Here is a 16,635-nt window from a genome sequence, read left to right on the forward strand (position 1 = left end):
AAAAATTTTATCTTAATTTTTTTAATTACCCCGCGTAAAGCTCTCTTTGTAAAGTAGCAAAACTTTGCATAAGTTCATTTATTCCGCCAAATTCAATACTAGGTTCTTTTATATTTCCTAAAGAACTTAATTCAATTAATGGTTTTAAACCTTTTTCAAATTCTTCAATACCTACATTTTCGTATTTATCTAATAAAAAATTCATAAGTCTTAAGGCTTTTTCATTGTGAAAGGATTTTAAAAAAGAGCTATTTTTTACATTTTGCACACGCTCTTTTCTTGTTTTTAGCTCAACGTTAAAGCTTAAATGCGCTAAGACATCATACAAATCGCAATCCTTTTCAAATATCAATGCCAAATCCTGTAAACTATCCTTTGAAATTCCATCATTTTCTAGCTTTTTTAAAAACTCTTTTCTAGTATTTAAATCACTCCAAATCTCACGCAATTTTGCTTCATTTTGATAATATTTTGCTAATTTTCCAAAAAGAAATTCCAAAAACTCTTTAGCATCTAAAGGTTTATCGTTTTCTCCGATATAACTTGTTTTTATATCATAAATCGCAAGTTTTGTACCTTTAATATGCACAGTAATTTTTTCTTTTTTCTTTATTTTGCTTTCATTTTCATTTTTGTTATTTTCTTTTTTACTTTCTTCTTCTTTTTGCTCTTTGTTATCTTCGTTATCTTCTAGTATTCTTTGTCCGTCCCATTTTGGGTCATAAAAAAGCTTTGTCGCTCCTACAAAATCTATAATAGTAAAAAAGTCTTTACCTTCATACACCCTAGTTCCACGCCCAATAATTTGCTTAAACTCTATCATAGAGCCAATATTTGCTAAAAGCACGATATTTCTTACATTTCTTGCATCAATGCCTGTTGTTAGCATTTTTGAACTAGTTAAAATTACTGGAAAGGCTTTATCATTATCTTGAAAACTTTTTAAGTAGTTTAGCCCGATTATTCCTTCATCGCTTGTAACACGCACACAATAATCATTATGCTTTATGCTTTTATGCTTGTCAATAGCTCTTTTTATCTCGCTCGCATAAGCTTGATTGACACAAAAAACAATCGTTTTATCCATAGTATTTATAAGCTTTAAAAGTTCTTTTGCAATAAATTCATTGTATTGTGGAATGCTTATATTTCTTTCAAATTCTTTTATATCAAAATGCCCTTTTTCAAGTTCTCCTTCAATGATATCATTAGGATTATAGGTATAACCACCGCTTAAACTTGTAGTAACTAATTTTACTTTATAAGGGGTTAAAAAACCATCTTCAATCCCATCTTTAAGGCTGTATTCATAAACACTTTCGCCAAAATATTTATAAGTATCTACATTATCTTTTTGCTTAGGCGTTGCAGTAAGTCCTAAATGCGTAGCACAAGAAAAATGCTCTAAAACTTCCTTCCAACTACCTTCCTCATTTGCCCCACCTCTATGGCATTCATCAATAATCACAAGGTCAAAAAAGTCTTTTGGAAAAAGCAAATAAAATTTATTTTCTTCATCGTTTATATCACTTTCAGCACTTAGACTTTGATAAATCCCAAAATACACATTTGCAGATGGAAGAGTGAGTGATTTTTTAAGCTCTTTTGTATCAATCTTTCTACAATCTTGCTCAATATAATTAAACTCGCCTAAAGCTTGGTCTCTTAAGCTTACTCTATCGCTTAAAAATAAAATTCTTGGCTTTTTATCTTTATTATTTTTATTCCATCTAGCTTCAAGCAAACGATAACATAAAGCAAAAGCAATCGTAGTTTTTCCTGTACCAGTAGCAAGAGTTAGCAAAATTCTATCTTTTTGCTCAATCAAAGCCCTTATCACTCTTTCAACGGCTATTTTTTGATAATACCTTAATTCTTTTTGTGGGATAAATAAGTCTTTTTGTGTAAGAAGTTTGTGTTGCCATTCTTTTAAATTCCCAAAAACACGTTCAAATAAAACTTGCGGACTAGCAAAATTTTGCACATACTCGCCCCTTGCATTTTGCATATCGTATTCATAAATCTTTTCTCCATTTGTGCAATACACAAAACGCACATCTAAATTTTTTGCATATTCTTGTGCTTGAGAAAGTCCATCAAGCGGGTCTTTGCTTAATCTCTTTACTTCAATGATAGCTAGGTGTTTGTTTTGAAATTTAAGTAAATAATCAACGAATTTTCTTTGCCCTCTTTTGCCGCCTATGAGTTTTTTTCCTGCATTAAAATAGTATTCTCTTATTATGTTTTCTTCATTCCATAAAGCTAATTTTAATTTCTCATCTATAATTTTAACCCTTGTATCCTGCTCTGAAAAATTCATTTTTAACCCTAAATTAATTTTAAAACAATAATAACATATTTTAATTTGAATAACGGTTACTTTACAATTTTCTTAAAATTTTGCAATATTTTTTTACATTTTTTCGATAAGAAAAAAGCTTAAAGTCATTCTTTTTTGCTACAAATTTGGTGTTTTTGTGAAATAAATTTTCAAGCTTTTTTCTTGTTTTTTTAATTTGTTCAAGTGAAGTAGTATTAAAAGAATTTAAGATAATTTTTATTTCTTTTTGCTTTAAAAAGTTTAGAATATCAGTATTTTGTTTACCTAGCCAAATTTCAAAACCAAATTTAAGTCCGACTTTAAAACTAAGCATATCAAAAAGTGTTTCACGCATAGAATTTAACAAATAATTTGACATTATAAATTGTTTTCTTAAAAGAGCTTTTTCTAATTTTGTAAAAGTAAAATAAAACTCATTGCATATTTCATCAAAATCTTTTTCTGTTGGTTTCTTAATGCAAAAAACATTCTCATTTTGAGTTTTCTTAAATCTTTGATCTTTATCTATAAGCGCTTTGCTTAAAGGTTCAAATTTATAATAATGTTTCAATGATTTTAAGGGGATAAATTTAAAGTCTATTCTCACTCCATTTTTAAAAATTACCAAAAAACTCACCCAATTTTTAGGCAAATCAGCTTTATAGAATTCAAAGCTTTCAGGCGCTTGATAAAATAAAATTTTTCCAAAATTTTTAATAAATTTAGGTAATTTTGCTTTTTTGATATCTTTGCTTTTGTTTAGGTTTAATAATTTTCTCAAATTTTTAGATTTTAGAAAAAATGAAATATCATAATCTTGATATTTATCCTTTTTAGCTTTCTTATTTACTCTTGAACCTTCAAGTGTTATAAGACGAATTTGTTTATAAATAAAAGCAATATTTTTAATTTTTTCTAAAATTCTTTTTTCGCTTTGCATCTAAAAATTCCTTTTTAAAAAATCTTAAAAGTTTTATATTTATATAATAATGATTTTTATCCATTTTGATATATTTTAAAAATATTAAATTTTCATAAATTTTTTATATTTTAAAATTTCTAAAGATTTTTAACATTATAAAAAAATACGTTAAAAAATCAAAAAATTTTAACACATCAAGTATTTTTCTAATTTTTAAAAAATTATTTTCTCTCTTGACTTATAGCTACTCTAATATTTTATAATTATAAAAAATCAAAAAAAGGAGCGAAAATGCAATATAAAATTTTAGAAAACAATCGCATTGCAAGTAAAGGCTATGCAATGCTTAGCAAGGATGCGAAATTCACAGCCTTTGAATTTAGTCGCCATGCTATTGGCGATAATGATATTTTGATTAAAATCCTATATGCAGGCATTTGTCATAGCGATATTCACACCGCAAGAAGCGAGTGGGGAGAAGCTACTTATCCTTGCGTGCCCGGCCATGAAATAGCAGGAGAAGTGATTGCTGTGGGTAAAAATGTGAGTAAATTTAAAGTAGGAGATTACGCAGGGGTTGGTTGTATGGTAAATTCATGCGGTGAGTGCGATGCTTGCAAACGCTCACAAGAGCAGTTTTGCGAAAATGGCAAAACCATCTTTACTTACAATAGTTGCGATGTATTTCATGGCAATGAAAACACTTATGGGGGCTACTCAAACAACATAGTTGTAAGTGAAAAATTTGCCATTTGTGTGCCAAAAAATGCACCGATGGATAAGGTTGCACCTTTGCTTTGTGCGGGCATTACCACTTACTCGCCTTTAAGATTTTCTAAGATAAAAGAAGGTTCAAGCGTTGCTATAGCAGGATTTGGCGGACTTGGTATGATGGCTGTAAAATACGCTGTTAAAATGGGTGCAAAGGTTAGTGTTTTTGCTAGAAATGAAAACAAAAAAGCCGATGCTTTGGCTATGGGTGTAAGCTCATTTTACACAAGCACTGATAAAAACGCCGTAAAAGAACGCTTTGATTTAATCATCTCAACCATTCCAACGCCTTATAATCCTGCAATTTATTTGGATTTGCTTAAATTTGGTGGCGAAATGGCTATAGTTGGCTTACCTCCTGTGGAAGATAAGGTAAATATAGGCATAAATGAGCTTGTACATAAGGCAGGTAAGAAGGTTTATGGTTCGTTAATTGGCGGTATTGCTGAAACTCAAGAAATGCTTGATTTTTCTTTAAAACATGGAATTTATCCAGAAACCGAGCTTATTACCCCACAAGAAATCGATAAAGCTTATGAAAATCTAACCTCAGGAAAGGCTAAATTTCGCTATGTTATTGATATGACAAAAGAATAATTTAATACTTATCAAAAACTACATCGCTAATGTCAAATCCCCTTTGCTTAGCGATGTCTAAAAGCTCTTTTGTGCTTTTTTCATCTATTATATTTCTTGCTAAAATCCAAAGGTATTTTTTATCAGGACTACCCACAATGGCAACTTTATACTCGCTATCAATAAAAATGATTTCATAATTTACCTTATTAAAAAGGTTCATAAAGATGTTAAATCTCACTGCTAATTGCCTATTTGAAACGATTTTTGCCTTGCCTTTTATACTTGAAATTTCATTTTCTTTACTGCAAAAATTCTCAATCTCTACATAAGGAACACCATTTTTATATTTAAGCTCGTATTTTGCCTTTGAATTTAGGCAAGATTTTTGAAAAAAGGCGGGTTTTCTAGCCATTTCAAGCCATTCTCCCATATAATTTTGTAAAGAAAGTTCGCCAATTAATTCAAGCATTTTTTTCCTTTTTGTCTTTCTCGCCCCATTTGCACATAGCTTGTAAAATGGGAATTAAACTTTGTCCGCGTTTGGATAAGCTATATTCTACCTTGGGTGGAATTTGAGCGTATTCTTTTCTGATAATTAAACCATCATTTTCTAGTTCTCTTAAGGTATTGGTTAAAGTTTTAAAAGATATGGAGCTTAAAAAGCGTTTGAGTTCATTATAACGCACGATTTCATAGCGAAATAAGCAGTATAAAATACTCATTTTATATTTTCCATTAATTAATGCTAGAGTATAGTTAAATCCACATTCTTCGAAATTGCACTGAGAATTCTCTTTAGTCATTTAACATTCCTTTAGTATAGTATCTTACTTTATTTCCTGTATTGAAAATGATATTATGCTAAGTTATAATTGTATCATAAAATTTAAAAAAGGATAAAAATGAAAAATATACTCTTGCTTAATGGTGCTAAAGAATTTGGAAGTTCAAAAGGACAGCTTAATTTGACATTGCATAATCATGCTTTAGAAATTTTAAAAACATTAGGATACGAAGTAGATCAAACTCACATAGATCAAGGATATGATCCTAAAGAAGAGATACAAAAATTTATAAAAGCTGATGCTGTGATCTATCAAATGCCAGCTTGGTGGATGGGCGAGCCTTGGATAGTTAAAAAATATATCGATGAAGTGTTTGGTTTGGGTGCTGGAGTGCTTTTTAAAAATGATGGAAGAACTCATGAAAATCCTAGTAAAAACTACGGAAAAGGTGGCTTAGATCATGGTAAAAAATACATGTTTTCTCTCACTTGGAATGCACCTCTTGAAGCCTTTAATGATAAAAATGAATTTTTTGAAGGAAAGGGTGTAGATATGGTGTATTGGCATTTGCATAAGGCTCATGAATTTATAGGTATGAAAGCTTTGCAAACTTTTATGTGTAATGATGTGGTAAAAAATCCTCAAGTGGAAAAATATCTAAACGAGTATGAATTACACTTGAAAAAAATTTTTGCTTGAGAAATAATGAACTTTTTAAAATTTATTAGCCTTGCATAGTATAATATAAACAATTATGATTAAAGGAAATAATATGCAATATTTAACTTTAGCAAATGGTAATAAAATGCCTATTTTAGGTTATGGAGTATTTCAAATCGATCCTAAAAAAACCCAAGCTTGCGTAGAAGATGCTTTAAGCGTTGGATATCGTCTTATCGACACAGCTTCAATTTATAATAATGAAGAAGCCGTAGGATCTGCAATCAAAGCAAGCGGGATAAAACGTGAAGAACTTTTTATCACCACTAAGCTTTGGGTGGATAAAACAAACGAAAAGCTAGCAAAAAAGGCCTTTGAAGAAAGCCTTAAAAAATTAGGACTTGATTATATTGATCTTTATTTTATACACCAACCTTTAATGATACTTATGGAGCATGGCGTGTGATGAGTGAAATTTATAAAGAAGGGCTTAGTAAGGCCATAGGCGTGAGCAATTTTTACCCTGATCGTCTTGTTGATTTTTGCTTGCACAATGAAATCAAACCCATGTTAAATCAAGTAGAATGCCACCCTTTCCATCAACAAAACTCGGCTCAAAATACTATGAATAAACTAGGTATTACCATGCAAGCTTGGGCTTCTTTTGCTGAAGGGCATAATAATCTTTTTAATAATATCACTTTGCAGCAAATTGGTGCAAAGCATGGAAAAAGCGTAGTTCAAGTCGTTCTTAGATGGCTCATAGAAAGACAAATCGCCGTGATACCAAAAACTCTAAGTAAAGATAGAATGAAACAAAATTTTAATGTTTTTGATTTTAGCTTAGACATGCAAGATAAAGAAAAAATCACTTCTTTAGCTTCAAATGCGTATCAAATTTTAAACCATCATGATACCGAAAGAGTAAGCTTTTTATCAAGAAATTTAAACAAATACTAAGTAAAAGCCTAAAAAGGCTTTTACCCTGCAATCACATTACTATAAAGTAACACACTTGCATTTTATTGTATTTTTTATTACATAAAAATTCTACAAATCTTATTAAGGGTATTATAATAAAAATAAAAAAGGAGTTTGCATGCAAGTAAGATGGCTTTTGGCTTGGGTGTTTTTCTTAATAGGGCTTATTGCCTATATGGATAGAACAAATATTTCCATGGTGGCTTCTTTTATGATGGAAAGTTTTAATATTAATAAAACCGAATTTGGTTTGCTTAATTCTTTATTTTTCATTGCTTATGCTTTAGCACAAATTCCAAGTGGGGCTTTGATACAAAAATTTGGAAACAAAACTATGACTATAATTAGTTTAATGCTTTGGTCTTGTTTTACTATTTTAACTCCTCTTGCAGGAACTTTTTTTATCTTATGTATAGTGAGGTTTTTATTTGGCTTAGGTGAAGCTCCTATTTATCCTAGCAATGCAGCTTTTAATAATAATTGGTTTGGAAAAAAAGAAAAAGCAAGAGCCGCTTCTTTTTTGCTAACTGGTTCTTATTTTGGTCCAGTAATTGCTCCTTTTGTTTGTGTTTGGCTTATTGAACATTATGGATGGCATAGTGTTTTTTATGTTTTTGGATTTATAGGACTTTTAATCGCTTTATTATTTTATTTTTTAGCCAGTTCTTCTCCTGAAAATCATAAATTCATCAAAAAAGAAGAATTAGAATTCATACAAAAAGAAAGATTTATTACGAAAAAAGAAAAAATACCTTGGAAAAAATTCTTAAGCAATAAAGAATTTTATGCTTTAGGTTTGGCTTATTTTTTTAGTGCTTATATCACAGGACTTTTTATAGTTTGGCTTCCTAATTTTTTACAAGAAGCTAAGGGGCTTAATCTACAAGAACTTGGTTTTTTGGCTTCCTTACCTTGGATTATGATATGTCTTTTTGTTGCCTTTGGAGGAATTATAAGTGATAAAATACTCAAAAAAACTGATAACTTTATCAAAGCAAGAACTTTATTGGCAATGTTGGGTTTTTTAATGTTTGACATTTTAATATTGGCTATGGTTTATTCTTCTAATAACGCTCTTAGCATACTCAGTCTTTCTTTAGGTTTTGGTTTTATAGGTCTACCTATAGTAGTCTCTTGGGCTGTAGCGGCTGATAAGGGAAGAAATCAAGCTGCTTCGGTGAGTGCTTATATGAATTTATGTGGGAATTTAGGTTCTGCTTTATCACCTCTAATTATGGGCTTTATGGTACAACATTGGGGCTGGAATGTAGCTATATTTTTTAATATTATTCCTGCTAGTATAGCCTTAATAGCCTTTTTATTTGTCAAACCACAAAACGCTTTAAACTAAATTTACAAAGGAGAAAAAATGTTTATTTTAAAACAAAGAATTCAAAAATGTGACGAAGAGCTTATGAAGCTTTGTCAAAAGGTTTGTCCTTCAACTATAGGACATATGCAAGATCATGGTTTTATTAGAAATTTAAAAGCCTTACATGAAGGCGTAAAAATTGTTGGCAATGCCTTAACAGTAAGAATACCTCACATGGACTCAACTGCTGTTCATAAGGTGTTTGATTTGGCTAAAGAAGGTGATATAGTCGTTATTGATACAAATAAAGATTATGAAAGAGCGCCTTTTGGAGAGCTGGTTTGCTATAGGGCTAAAACAGCCAAAGTTGGGGCTGTGATCGTTGATGGTGCTATTACGGATTTTAATGCCATTAAAAATTTAGGAGTTAATGTATATTATAGACAGGTTTCTGCTTTAACGACTAGGATTAAAGGTATAGAAGGAGCTATAAATGTTCCTATTGCTATTGATGGAGTTGTTGTCAATCCTGGAGATTTAATCTTAATCGACGATGATGGAATTTTAGTATTAAATCCTGAATTTGATGATATTAAAAATCTAGCCACAAGAGCCATAGCCATACAAGAAGGAGAAGCTGATATTAAAGCAAAGATGGATAAGGGTATGGCTTTGAGCGAACTTTTAGGAGCTAATGATTATTTTAAGGATGCCAAATGAAAATCGCACTAGCGCAAATTAAAACAAGCTCTAAATGGCAAGAAAATTTAGAAAAAATTTTAAAACTTTTAAATGAGGCTAAAAAGCAAGAGGCTCATTTGGTGGTTTTTCCAGAAACTTGCATGGCCTTTGTTCCAAGTGATGGGAGTGTGAATTTTCAAGATATAGCTCAAGATATACAAGATGAATTCGTTCAAACCATACTAAAAGAGAGTGAAAAATTAAAACTCGCTGTGGTTTTTGGTTTTTTTGAAAAAGGCGAAATCAAGGTTAAAAACTGTGTGCTTTTCGTCAATTCAGGAAAAATTCTTCACAAATACCATAAAACCCATCTTTACAATGCCTTTTCTTATAATGAAAGCAAGGATATAGAAGAAGGACAAAATCCCATCAAAGCTTTTGATACCCCTTGGGGTAAAATGGGCATGATGGTTTGTTATGAGCTGCGTTTTCCAGAAATCGCTAGAAGCTTAGCCTTACAAGGTGCAAAACTCATCTTAGTGCCTACAGCTTGGGTAGATGGAAAGCTTAAAAAAGAGCATTTTTCTTTACTTTCTCGTGCTAGAGCTTTGGAAAATACTGTATTTTTATGTGCTTGTTCTCAAACAAAAAATATCTACACAGGAGAATCAGCACTCATAAGTCCTTTAGGCATAGAACTTATCAAAATGGGTGAAGAAGAAGCTCTAGCCTTTGCTCAAATTGATTTAGAAGAAATCGCTCAACTAAGAAAAACTTTGCCTTGCTTAGAGCAAAGACGCAAAGAACTTTATGAATTATAAACTCAAGGCTTTTTAGCCTTGAAAATCTTTTAAAATTTTTTAATATTAAAGCATTTTTTAAAGGATTGAAAAAGTATTTTTGTGTAAAATCATTTTTTTTATAAGGCAGATTATGAATCAAGAAAATATCAATGAATTAAAAGACTTTAAGCAACAATTTTTTTTTGATAATGGACTTTTTAAAAAAATATTTAGGGGTGATAAGCACTAGTATTATTTTTGTAAGTTTTGCTTTGGGAGCTTGGATTTTAACTGAGTATTATATTTTCAATGCCCATTTTATTCCTGATTTCAACAAGGATTTGATTTTTTCTAATATTTTTTTAATAGCATGGATTGGATTTATATTTATTTCATTTTTTCTTATTTTGTATCTTGCTCCTTTAATACTTTTTAATAATTTTTTAAAAAATACCCATGCTAAATTTAAAACAATAGGCTTTTATTTCTTAACTCCAATAGCCTTAGCCAATATTTTATTAATATTTCTATTTTACAAATTCCTTAATGCTATGTTAGGAAGCATTATAATTTTTATTGTAATACCTCTATTTTCATCCTTACTTTTTTATATAAAATTTAAAAACCAAGCTTACAATAAAAAAGAATTTTTAGCTAATGCTATAGAATTTTTCCTAGCTTCATTTACATATATTTATGGATTTTTTTCAATCTATCAATTTTTAAGTACAAATATCATAGCTTTATTTTACTTTTTTTTAATTTATCATTTATTGATTTATTTATTTTATAAATTTATCTATGAAAAGCAGTATTTAAAAGCTATGCCCATATCTTTTATACCAGCTTTTATTTTTTTACTTGTGCTTTTAAATCCTTATATTATTAGAATAAGTAAAATAGGTAATTACAACCAAAGTTTCGCACTTTATAATAAAACCGAAGTTAAAGAATTATTAAATTCCAAACATATTCCCATTTTTAAAGAAAACAATGCAACTTTATTTGTAAAAGATTTATATATAGTTTCAAATCTTGGAGAAAAGTATTTGATTAAAAACCATCAAAATGAAACTTTTACCCTAAATAAACAAGATATTTTCAGTCTTTTAGATAAAATTTAATAAAGGTAAGGAAAATGAAAGAGCGTTATTTGTTCATCTTGCTTTTTATCGCAATGTTTTTATGGGGCTCATCTTGGCCTACTTCTAAAATTCTAACCCAATACTCAAGCCCGCTTATTATTACCTTTTGGAGATTTTTTTTCATCACCATAGGCTCTATACTTGTGCTTATGCTTTTAAAATTGCCCTTTAAAATTCCAAAAAATATCTTTAAATGGATTTTTTTAGCAGGAATTTTAAATGCCCTTTACACCCTTGTGTTTTTCACTGCCCTAAGTCATGGTGCAGCAGGTAAAGGTGGTGTTTTGGTTACAACTATGATACCTATTATCTCCTATCTTTTTTTATGATTAGCATAGCTTTAAACAAAAATGAAAAATTAAATCAACATATCAAAAAAAATCAAGTTCTTGGTTTGATCTTGGGTTTAATCTCTGGTTTTTGCCTTTTAGAATCTGGCTCTTTGGAAGATCTTTTTAGCAAATTTAATATCCTTTTTCTAGGCTGTGCTTTCATTTGGGCAAGCCTTACTATCTTTACACACAAGGCTAAAGGAGCCAATGCTTTAACTATTAATTTTTATATCAACGCCCTTTCCATGCTGCTTTACACCCCTGTTTTATTTATGCCTCATAGCTTTGAAATTTTATCAAGCGATGCGAAATTTTGGATCAATATGTTTGTTGTAGCCTTTTTATCAACTGTGGTAGGTACTAGTATTTATTATTATGGGATTCACATTTTAGGGAGTGTTAAGGCAAATTCTTTTGTTTTAATCACTCCTGCTAGTGCTTTAATTTGTAGTTATTTTATACTAGATGAGGTGCCAAATGCACTTACCTTGTTAGGTTGTGCCTTGGCTATAGGTGCTATATATTTTATCAATATTTATGGTAAAAAAGCTTAAATCAAATTTTCAAAATCAAGATTGATTTTTGATCCATGGCTTTAAATTTCATTTCTCTTTGTTTATAAAGCTCTAAAGCTTCTTGCATACTAATGCTTTGAAATTTAAAGCTAGAGCCTAACTTAGCTTGTGCGAGTAAGCTTAGATCATTTTCTATAACCGTGGCTATTTTTGTATAACCTCCTGTGCTTTGTCTTCCTGCCATTAAAATGATAGGAATACCACTTTTTGGCACTTGTATGCTTCCAAAAACCGCAGGATCTGAGATGATATCTGCTGAGTTTTTATGCTCTATACTTTCACTAGATTCTGCATAAATTGCCATTCTATCGCTTTTTGAACCTACTTTATAAGTAGTATTTAAAAAAGTATCTATGCCTTTTTGAGTAAAAGCATCTTCATTTGTTCCTAAAATAACGCGTATAATAGGCTCTTTAGGACTTTTAAAAAGAGGATTTTCACATTCTCTAGCTTCTAAATTAAAAGGTATAAAAGTATCATGAGTTTTTAAAATATCATCTTTTTGCAAAGCTCTTCCTTCAAAAATTCCAACTCCCATTTTAACATCGCTGGATTTAGAGTTTAAAAAACTTTTTACTTCAAAGCCACCTGCTACGCATAAATATCCACGAAAACCTATTTTTGCTAAATCAAGTTCTAAAATATCGCCTTTATTTGCTTTATATACCTTGTAAGTTTTGATTTTTTGATTATTAAGCTTTGCCTCAAATTCAGCTCCACTTAAAACAAAATAATTCTCATCTAAAAATTCGTATTTTCCACCTTTTAAACAAAGCTCAATTCCTGCTTCATTTTGTTTGTTTCCAAGTAAGATATTTGCCATTCTTAAAGCATCTTCATCCATAGCTCCACTTCTTGCTATGCCAAATTTAGCAAATTTTTTTCTACCAAAGTCTTGCAAACTTGAATTTATAGATGCTTCAATGATTTTTATACTCATAAATTTCCTTTTGATAGACTTTTTTAGCAACTTGCTCTTGGATATCGAAAAATTCATCTTTTGAAATGGCTTTAAATTTTAAAAACATACCCGCTTTTAAAAAAGAAAGTCTTTCATCTAAACCTCCAAGATAAGGAAAACCTGCCATAAAACCTAGCATAAAAACAAGATAATAAGGCTTAGTGTGAAGAGATATAAGCTCTGCTTTTGAAATTTGATTGTGTTTGCACACAAATTCTAAACCCAGTCCAAATTCTTCATCATAACAAAGTGGAACTTCCATGCAAAGACTTGAGTTTTGCTCCGTAAGTTTTAATATCCTTTTTAATTTTTTTCAAAAAATCAAGCAAAGAATTTAAAGAAAGTATACAAGGATTAAAGTATATAAGCAAGCTTGCATAAGCACTTATCAACTCATCAATATTATAAATTTCACCTTCTTTTAGGGCTTTTTGTATCCTTTGTTCCGTGCTTAAAACATAAGCATTGATTTGAGGTGAAATTTCCTGTTTAAAAAGCAAAAGCAAAGCCTTGCTTCCATTAAAATGCACACTAAACATTGTTAAAACCTATATAAAATTTTCCAAAGCACAAATTTGAATTTGTTCTTTTTCTAAATTTTCTTTGATTTTTTTAACAAATTCTAAAGCTTGTACATTATCCCCATGAACGCAAATACTATCCGCTTTTAAATCAATTTCTTTGCCATTTATGCTTGTAACTTTGCTTTCTTTTATCATTTTTACAACGTGTTTATCGCTAAATTTTCATCAATAGCTGCCATATTATAAAGTGCACCATGGGCTTTAAAATGCTGTATTTTCATACCTTTTGCCTTGGCAAAGCCAAATAAAGCTCCTAGTTGATACAAGGCATAGTTTTTAGCCTCTTCAAAGCTTATTTGCATATTGCGTCTTCCAAAACCCAAAAGATCAGGATAAGATGGGTGTGCTCCTATGCAAACACCATTTTGCTTGGCTAAAATTAAGGTTTTATCCATCACACAAGGATCACCCGCATGAAAGCCACAAGCGACATTTACTGAACTTACAAATTTTAAAATTTCTTCATCCATTCCCATTTTATAGGCGCCAAAACTTTCCCCTAAATCACTATTTAAATCCACTTTGAACATTATTTGACCTTGTATATTTAATTATTGATTTTATTGTATCTAAAGAAGAAATTTAAATAAGCTAAAAGTATTGAAAAATAAATAAAAAAGTTACAATAAGTAAAAATAATATTTTAAGCAGGCTAAAACCTGCTTAATTTTAATCCTTCCTTGTTTTTGCATCAACTACGAATAAAGGTTTATAGAGCAATTTAAATCCGCTAATAAAACTTAAAGTATCGTCACTTGTAAGCCAATTGATAAATTTTTTAGCTTCAGTATAATTGACATTTTTGCAATGCTTAGGATTTGTTGCTATAACAGAATAAAAATTTTTAAGGCTATCATCACCTTCATTTACAATGACTAAACTTGGATTTCCTTTTTCACTGGCTTCATATTTGATATAAGTGCCACGATCAGTTAAAATCACACCTTTTTTTTCTTCAGCGATTTTAATGCTTGCTAGCATACCTTGTCCACTTTGTTGATACCAGTTTTCTTTTTCAGGCACACCACCAAGATCTTTCCAAAGACTTTTTTCTTTATTATCAGTACCTGATTTATCGCCTCTTGAGATGAAAGTGAGTTTTTCATTTTTGATAAGCTCTAAACTTTCTTTTAAATTTTTGCCTTTAAATTTAGAAGCTATTGATTTATCTGCAATGATGATAAAATCATTATACATCACAGGGGTTCTATCCACGCCAAAACCTTTTTTTATAAATTCTTTTTCTGCTTTTGGAGAGTGCACAAAAAGTACATCAGCATTGCAATCTTCACCCATTTTTAAAGCCGCACCTGTTCCTACTGCAACCCATTTTAAGGTATTGCCGCTTTCTTGTTCATAAAGAGGCTTTAGAGCATCTAAAAGTCCTGTATTGTCAGTGCTTGTTGTGGTTGCCATTTTAAGTTCTGCTGCACTTGCGCTTAAAGCTAAAGCAAGAGCTAAAGAAATGATTTTTTTCATTTTTTCTCCTTATAAATTTACATAAAAAAATATTTTAGCATAATTATGCTAAAATTACTTATTTTAAAAAGGATATTTTTGGATTATATTTTTGATGGTTTTAAACAAGCTTTATTTTTACTTTTTAATGCTGATGAAAGTGTAATTTCAGCTATAAAAACTACACTTTTAAGCTCAAGTATTTCTATAGTTTTAGCTTTGCTTATAGGTTTTCCTTTAGGATTTATCTTAGGTTTTTTTGATTTTAAATTCAAACGCTTTATAAAACTTATCATAGATACTAGCCTTTCTTTTCCAACAGTTGCAGTAGGACTTATACTTTATGCACTGATTTCAAGTCGAGGACCTTTGGGAGAATTTGGATTGCTTTTTACTATAAAGGCTTTAATTTTAGGGCAGTTTATTTTAGCACTTCCTATAGTGATCGCACTTTTTTCAAATTTGATAGAAAATATGAATAAAAAACATTTTTTACTTATAAAATCTTTTCACCTAAGTCCTTTAAAACTTGTTTTAATGATGATTTATGAATTACGTTTTGCCTTAATTAGCGTCGTTGCGCTAGCTTATGGACGCATTGTAGCAGAAGTAGGAGTAGCGATGATAGTGGGTGGAAATATCAAATACGACACTAGAACCATAACCACAGCTATTTCACTTGAAACCAACAAAGGCGAATTTGCTAGCGGTATAGCTTTGGCTTTGGTTTTAATTCTCATTGCCTTTTGTTTAAATTTCATCACACATAAACTCAAAAGAACATAAAATGATAGAAATTTCTAATCTTTTTTTTAACTATCAAAACAAAGAAGTTTTAAAAATTAAAAATTTAAAACTTGATACTAGTAAAATTAGCATCTTAATGGGAACGAATGGAAGTGGAAAATCTACATTTTTAAGAATATTAAAATTTTTAGAAGGAGATTTTTCAAAAAATATTTCTTATTTTGGAAATTTTAAACTTAATAATAAACAAAAGCGTGAAATTTATTTGCTTTTTCCAGAGCCTATTTTGTTAAATCGTAGCGTAAGGGCAAATTTTTTATTTACTTTAAAAACTTATGGGATTAAAGAAGATATCGAAGAGCGCATAAAAGAAAGTTTGATGTTTTTAAATTTAGATGAAAGTCTTTTAAGTAAATATCCTAATGAACTTTCATCAGGACAAAGTCAAAAAATAGCTTTTGCTATAGCTTTAAGCGTAAGAGCGAAGTATTATTTACTTGATGAACCGAGTGCTTTTTTGGATAAAAATACTACGCTTTTATTTAAAAAAGCTATTCTTAAAATGCACGAAAATTTCAATACAGGTTTTTTAATCGCAAGTCATGATAAACATTTTTTAGATTCTTTGGCTCAAAAAAAACTTTATTTACACAGTGGAGAAATTTTAGAATTTGAAAATACTAATGTTTTTGAGCTAGAAAATCAAGGTGTGAAATTTTGTAATTTTATAGATTTTAGTAATTGTAAAAAATATAAAGATTTTAAAAAACCTCCAAGTAAAATTGCTATTGATCCTTATAAAATTTCTTTTTTTAATTCTAAAAATATCCCAAAAAATAATTATGAGTTTATTTTAGAAAAATGTTATATTATAGCACTTAGAAGTAGGAAAAGTGATGTTTTTATAAGGGTAAGTTGTATGGATAAAATTTTAGAATTTGCTTTAGAAAAACAAGAATTTTTAAAATTCGATTTAAAATTATACGAAGAACTCAGTCTTTATTTTTATGAAGATGCAATATGTTTCTTAAATTAACATA

14 protein-coding genes and 5 pseudogenes are annotated in these 16,635 nt (G+C 29.8%); 11 read left to right on the forward strand and 8 right to left on the reverse strand.

From position 1 onward, the window contains the following. Positions 1–25: 25 nt before the first annotated feature. Entirely contained in the window at positions 26–2,320 is a 2,295-nt protein-coding gene (gene hsdR / locus AJ939_RS00105; protein WP_070276032.1) for an EcoAI/FtnUII family type I restriction enzme subunit R, read from the reverse strand. A 61-nt stretch (positions 2,321–2,381) separates the two neighbouring features. Beyond that, complete coding sequence (locus tag AJ939_RS00110) at positions 2,382–3,260, reverse strand: aminoglycoside 6-adenylyltransferase (RefSeq protein WP_052950170.1); 879 nt, start codon at positions 3,258–3,260, stop codon at positions 2,382–2,384. A gap of 273 nt (positions 3,261–3,533) precedes the next feature. Here AJ939_RS00110 and AJ939_RS00115 point away from each other — a divergent pair, with 273 nt between their 5' ends. Then, on the forward strand, positions 3,534–4,610 hold the full coding sequence (locus AJ939_RS00115) for an NAD(P)-dependent alcohol dehydrogenase (protein ID WP_070276031.1): 1,077 nt from the start codon (positions 3,534–3,536) through the stop codon (positions 4,608–4,610). A 1-nt stretch (position 4,611) separates the two neighbouring features. Here the strand turns inward: AJ939_RS00115 and AJ939_RS00120 are convergent, their stop codons facing one another. Both AJ939_RS00120 and rrpA read right to left on the reverse strand, forming a co-directional pair. Beyond that, complete coding sequence (locus tag AJ939_RS00120) at positions 4,612–5,061, reverse strand: lipocalin family protein (protein ID WP_052858443.1); 450 nt, start codon at positions 5,059–5,061, stop codon at positions 4,612–4,614. Beyond that, positions 5,049–5,395 (reverse strand): annotated as a pseudogene (gene rrpA, locus AJ939_RS00125) (MarR family transcription factor RrpA). The gene AJ939_RS00120 and the pseudogene rrpA overlap by 13 nt, the downstream one beginning before the upstream one ends. A gap of 99 nt (positions 5,396–5,494) precedes the next feature. Here rrpA and AJ939_RS00130 point away from each other — a divergent pair. The 8 genes and pseudogenes from AJ939_RS00130 to AJ939_RS00160 all read left to right on the forward strand — a co-directional run bounded on the left by AJ939_RS00130 (position 5,495) and on the right by AJ939_RS00160 (position 11,824). Next, positions 5,495–6,076, forward strand: a complete 582-nt coding sequence (locus AJ939_RS00130) for an NAD(P)H-dependent oxidoreductase (protein ID WP_044780394.1) — start codon at positions 5,495–5,497, stop codon at positions 6,074–6,076. A gap of 73 nt (positions 6,077–6,149) precedes the next feature. Then, complete coding sequence (locus AJ939_RS11035) at positions 6,150–6,503, forward strand: aldo/keto reductase (RefSeq protein ID WP_250540830.1); 354 nt, start codon at positions 6,150–6,152, stop codon at positions 6,501–6,503. After that, a complete protein-coding gene (locus AJ939_RS11040) occupies positions 6,503–6,997 on the forward strand; it encodes an aldo/keto reductase (protein ID WP_250540829.1) in 495 nt (164 codons plus the stop codon). Before AJ939_RS11035 ends, AJ939_RS11040 begins: the two co-directional genes overlap by 1 nt. Before the next feature lie 139 nt (positions 6,998–7,136). Continuing rightward, on the forward strand, positions 7,137–8,369 hold the full coding sequence (locus AJ939_RS00140) for an MFS transporter (RefSeq protein WP_070276030.1): 1,233 nt from the start codon (positions 7,137–7,139) through the stop codon (positions 8,367–8,369). 18 nt (positions 8,370–8,387) lie between these two features. Then, complete coding sequence (locus AJ939_RS00145) at positions 8,388–9,050, forward strand: RraA family protein (RefSeq protein ID WP_070276029.1); 663 nt, start codon at positions 8,388–8,390, stop codon at positions 9,048–9,050. After that, on the forward strand, positions 9,047–9,832 hold the full coding sequence (locus AJ939_RS00150) for a carbon-nitrogen hydrolase family protein (RefSeq protein WP_044780397.1): 786 nt from the start codon (positions 9,047–9,049) through the stop codon (positions 9,830–9,832). The genes AJ939_RS00145 and AJ939_RS00150 overlap by 4 nt, the downstream gene beginning before the upstream one ends. Before the next feature lie 170 nt (positions 9,833–10,002). Beyond that, complete coding sequence (locus AJ939_RS00155) at positions 10,003–10,917, forward strand: hypothetical protein (protein ID WP_070276028.1); 915 nt, start codon at positions 10,003–10,005, stop codon at positions 10,915–10,917. Positions 10,918–10,931: 14 nt separating this feature from the next. Continuing rightward, positions 10,932–11,824: pseudogene (locus AJ939_RS00160) on the forward strand (DMT family transporter). Here AJ939_RS00160 and AJ939_RS00165 read toward each other — a convergent pair. The 4 genes and pseudogenes from AJ939_RS00165 to tupA all read right to left on the reverse strand — a co-directional run bounded on the left by AJ939_RS00165 (position 11,821) and on the right by tupA (position 14,869). Beyond that, positions 11,821–12,785 (reverse strand): annotated as a pseudogene (locus tag AJ939_RS00165) (biotin-dependent carboxyltransferase family protein). The pseudogenes AJ939_RS00160 and AJ939_RS00165 overlap by 4 nt on opposite strands. After that, a pseudogene (locus AJ939_RS00170) lies at positions 12,766–13,345 on the reverse strand (carboxyltransferase domain-containing protein). The pseudogenes AJ939_RS00165 and AJ939_RS00170 overlap by 20 nt, the downstream one beginning before the upstream one ends. Positions 13,346–13,354: 9 nt before the next feature. Next, a pseudogene (locus AJ939_RS00175) lies at positions 13,355–13,920 on the reverse strand (LamB/YcsF family protein). Positions 13,921–14,059: 139 nt separating this feature from the next. Continuing rightward, positions 14,060–14,869: a tungstate ABC transporter substrate-binding protein TupA gene (tupA, locus tag AJ939_RS00180; RefSeq protein WP_044778915.1), complete on the reverse strand. Its 810-nt coding sequence runs from the start codon at positions 14,867–14,869 to the stop codon at positions 14,060–14,062. 78 nt (positions 14,870–14,947) lie between these two features. On the opposite strand from tupA, the gene tupB reads away from it, so the two are divergent. Continuing rightward, positions 14,948–15,634 (forward strand): tungstate ABC transporter permease TupB, encoded by a 687-nt coding sequence (tupB, locus tag AJ939_RS00185; protein ID WP_002871132.1) that lies wholly within the window; start codon positions 14,948–14,950, stop codon positions 15,632–15,634. A 1-nt stretch (position 15,635) separates the two neighbouring features. Further along, on the forward strand, positions 15,636–16,631 hold the full coding sequence (gene tupC / locus AJ939_RS00190) for a tungstate ABC transporter ATP-binding protein TupC (RefSeq protein ID WP_044780401.1): 996 nt from the start codon (positions 15,636–15,638) through the stop codon (positions 16,629–16,631). Positions 16,632–16,635: the final 4 nt, after the last annotated feature.

Source organism: Campylobacter sp. BCW_6889 (assembly GCF_001762535.1).
Taxonomy (GTDB): Bacteria; Campylobacterota; Campylobacteria; order Campylobacterales; family Campylobacteraceae; genus Campylobacter_D; species Campylobacter_D jejuni.

What these genes read in the sequence shown, in the direction of transcription:
- AJ939_RS00140 (WP_070276030.1), top strand. Translation starts at nt 7,137, where the DNA reads ATGCAAGTAAGATGGCTTTTGGCTTGGGTGTTTTTCTTAATAGGGCTT.
- AJ939_RS00115 (WP_070276031.1), top strand. Translation starts at nt 3,534, where the DNA reads ATGCAATATAAAATTTTAGAAAACAATCGCATTGCAAGTAAAGGCTAT.
- AJ939_RS00110 (WP_052950170.1), bottom strand. Translation starts at nt 3,260, where the DNA reads ATGCAAAGCGAAAAAAGAATTTTAGAAAAAATTAAAAATATTGCTTTT.
- AJ939_RS00155 (WP_070276028.1), top strand. Translation starts at nt 10,003, where the DNA reads ATGGACTTTTTAAAAAAATATTTAGGGGTGATAAGCACTAGTATTATT.
- AJ939_RS11040 (WP_250540829.1), top strand. Translation starts at nt 6,503, where the DNA reads ATGAGTGAAATTTATAAAGAAGGGCTTAGTAAGGCCATAGGCGTGAGC.
- tupA (WP_044778915.1), bottom strand. Translation starts at nt 14,869, where the DNA reads ATGAAAAAAATCATTTCTTTAGCTCTTGCTTTAGCTTTAAGCGCAAGT.
- AJ939_RS00150 (WP_044780397.1), top strand. Translation starts at nt 9,047, where the DNA reads ATGAAAATCGCACTAGCGCAAATTAAAACAAGCTCTAAATGGCAAGAA.
- tupC (WP_044780401.1), top strand. Translation starts at nt 15,636, where the DNA reads ATGATAGAAATTTCTAATCTTTTTTTTAACTATCAAAACAAAGAAGTT.
- AJ939_RS00130 (WP_044780394.1), top strand. Translation starts at nt 5,495, where the DNA reads ATGAAAAATATACTCTTGCTTAATGGTGCTAAAGAATTTGGAAGTTCA.
- AJ939_RS11035 (WP_250540830.1), top strand. Translation starts at nt 6,150, where the DNA reads ATGCAATATTTAACTTTAGCAAATGGTAATAAAATGCCTATTTTAGGT.
- AJ939_RS00145 (WP_070276029.1), top strand. Translation starts at nt 8,388, where the DNA reads ATGTTTATTTTAAAACAAAGAATTCAAAAATGTGACGAAGAGCTTATG.
- hsdR (WP_070276032.1), bottom strand. Translation starts at nt 2,320, where the DNA reads ATGAATTTTTCAGAGCAGGATACAAGGGTTAAAATTATAGATGAGAAA.
- AJ939_RS00120 (WP_052858443.1), bottom strand. Translation starts at nt 5,061, where the DNA reads ATGCTTGAATTAATTGGCGAACTTTCTTTACAAAATTATATGGGAGAA.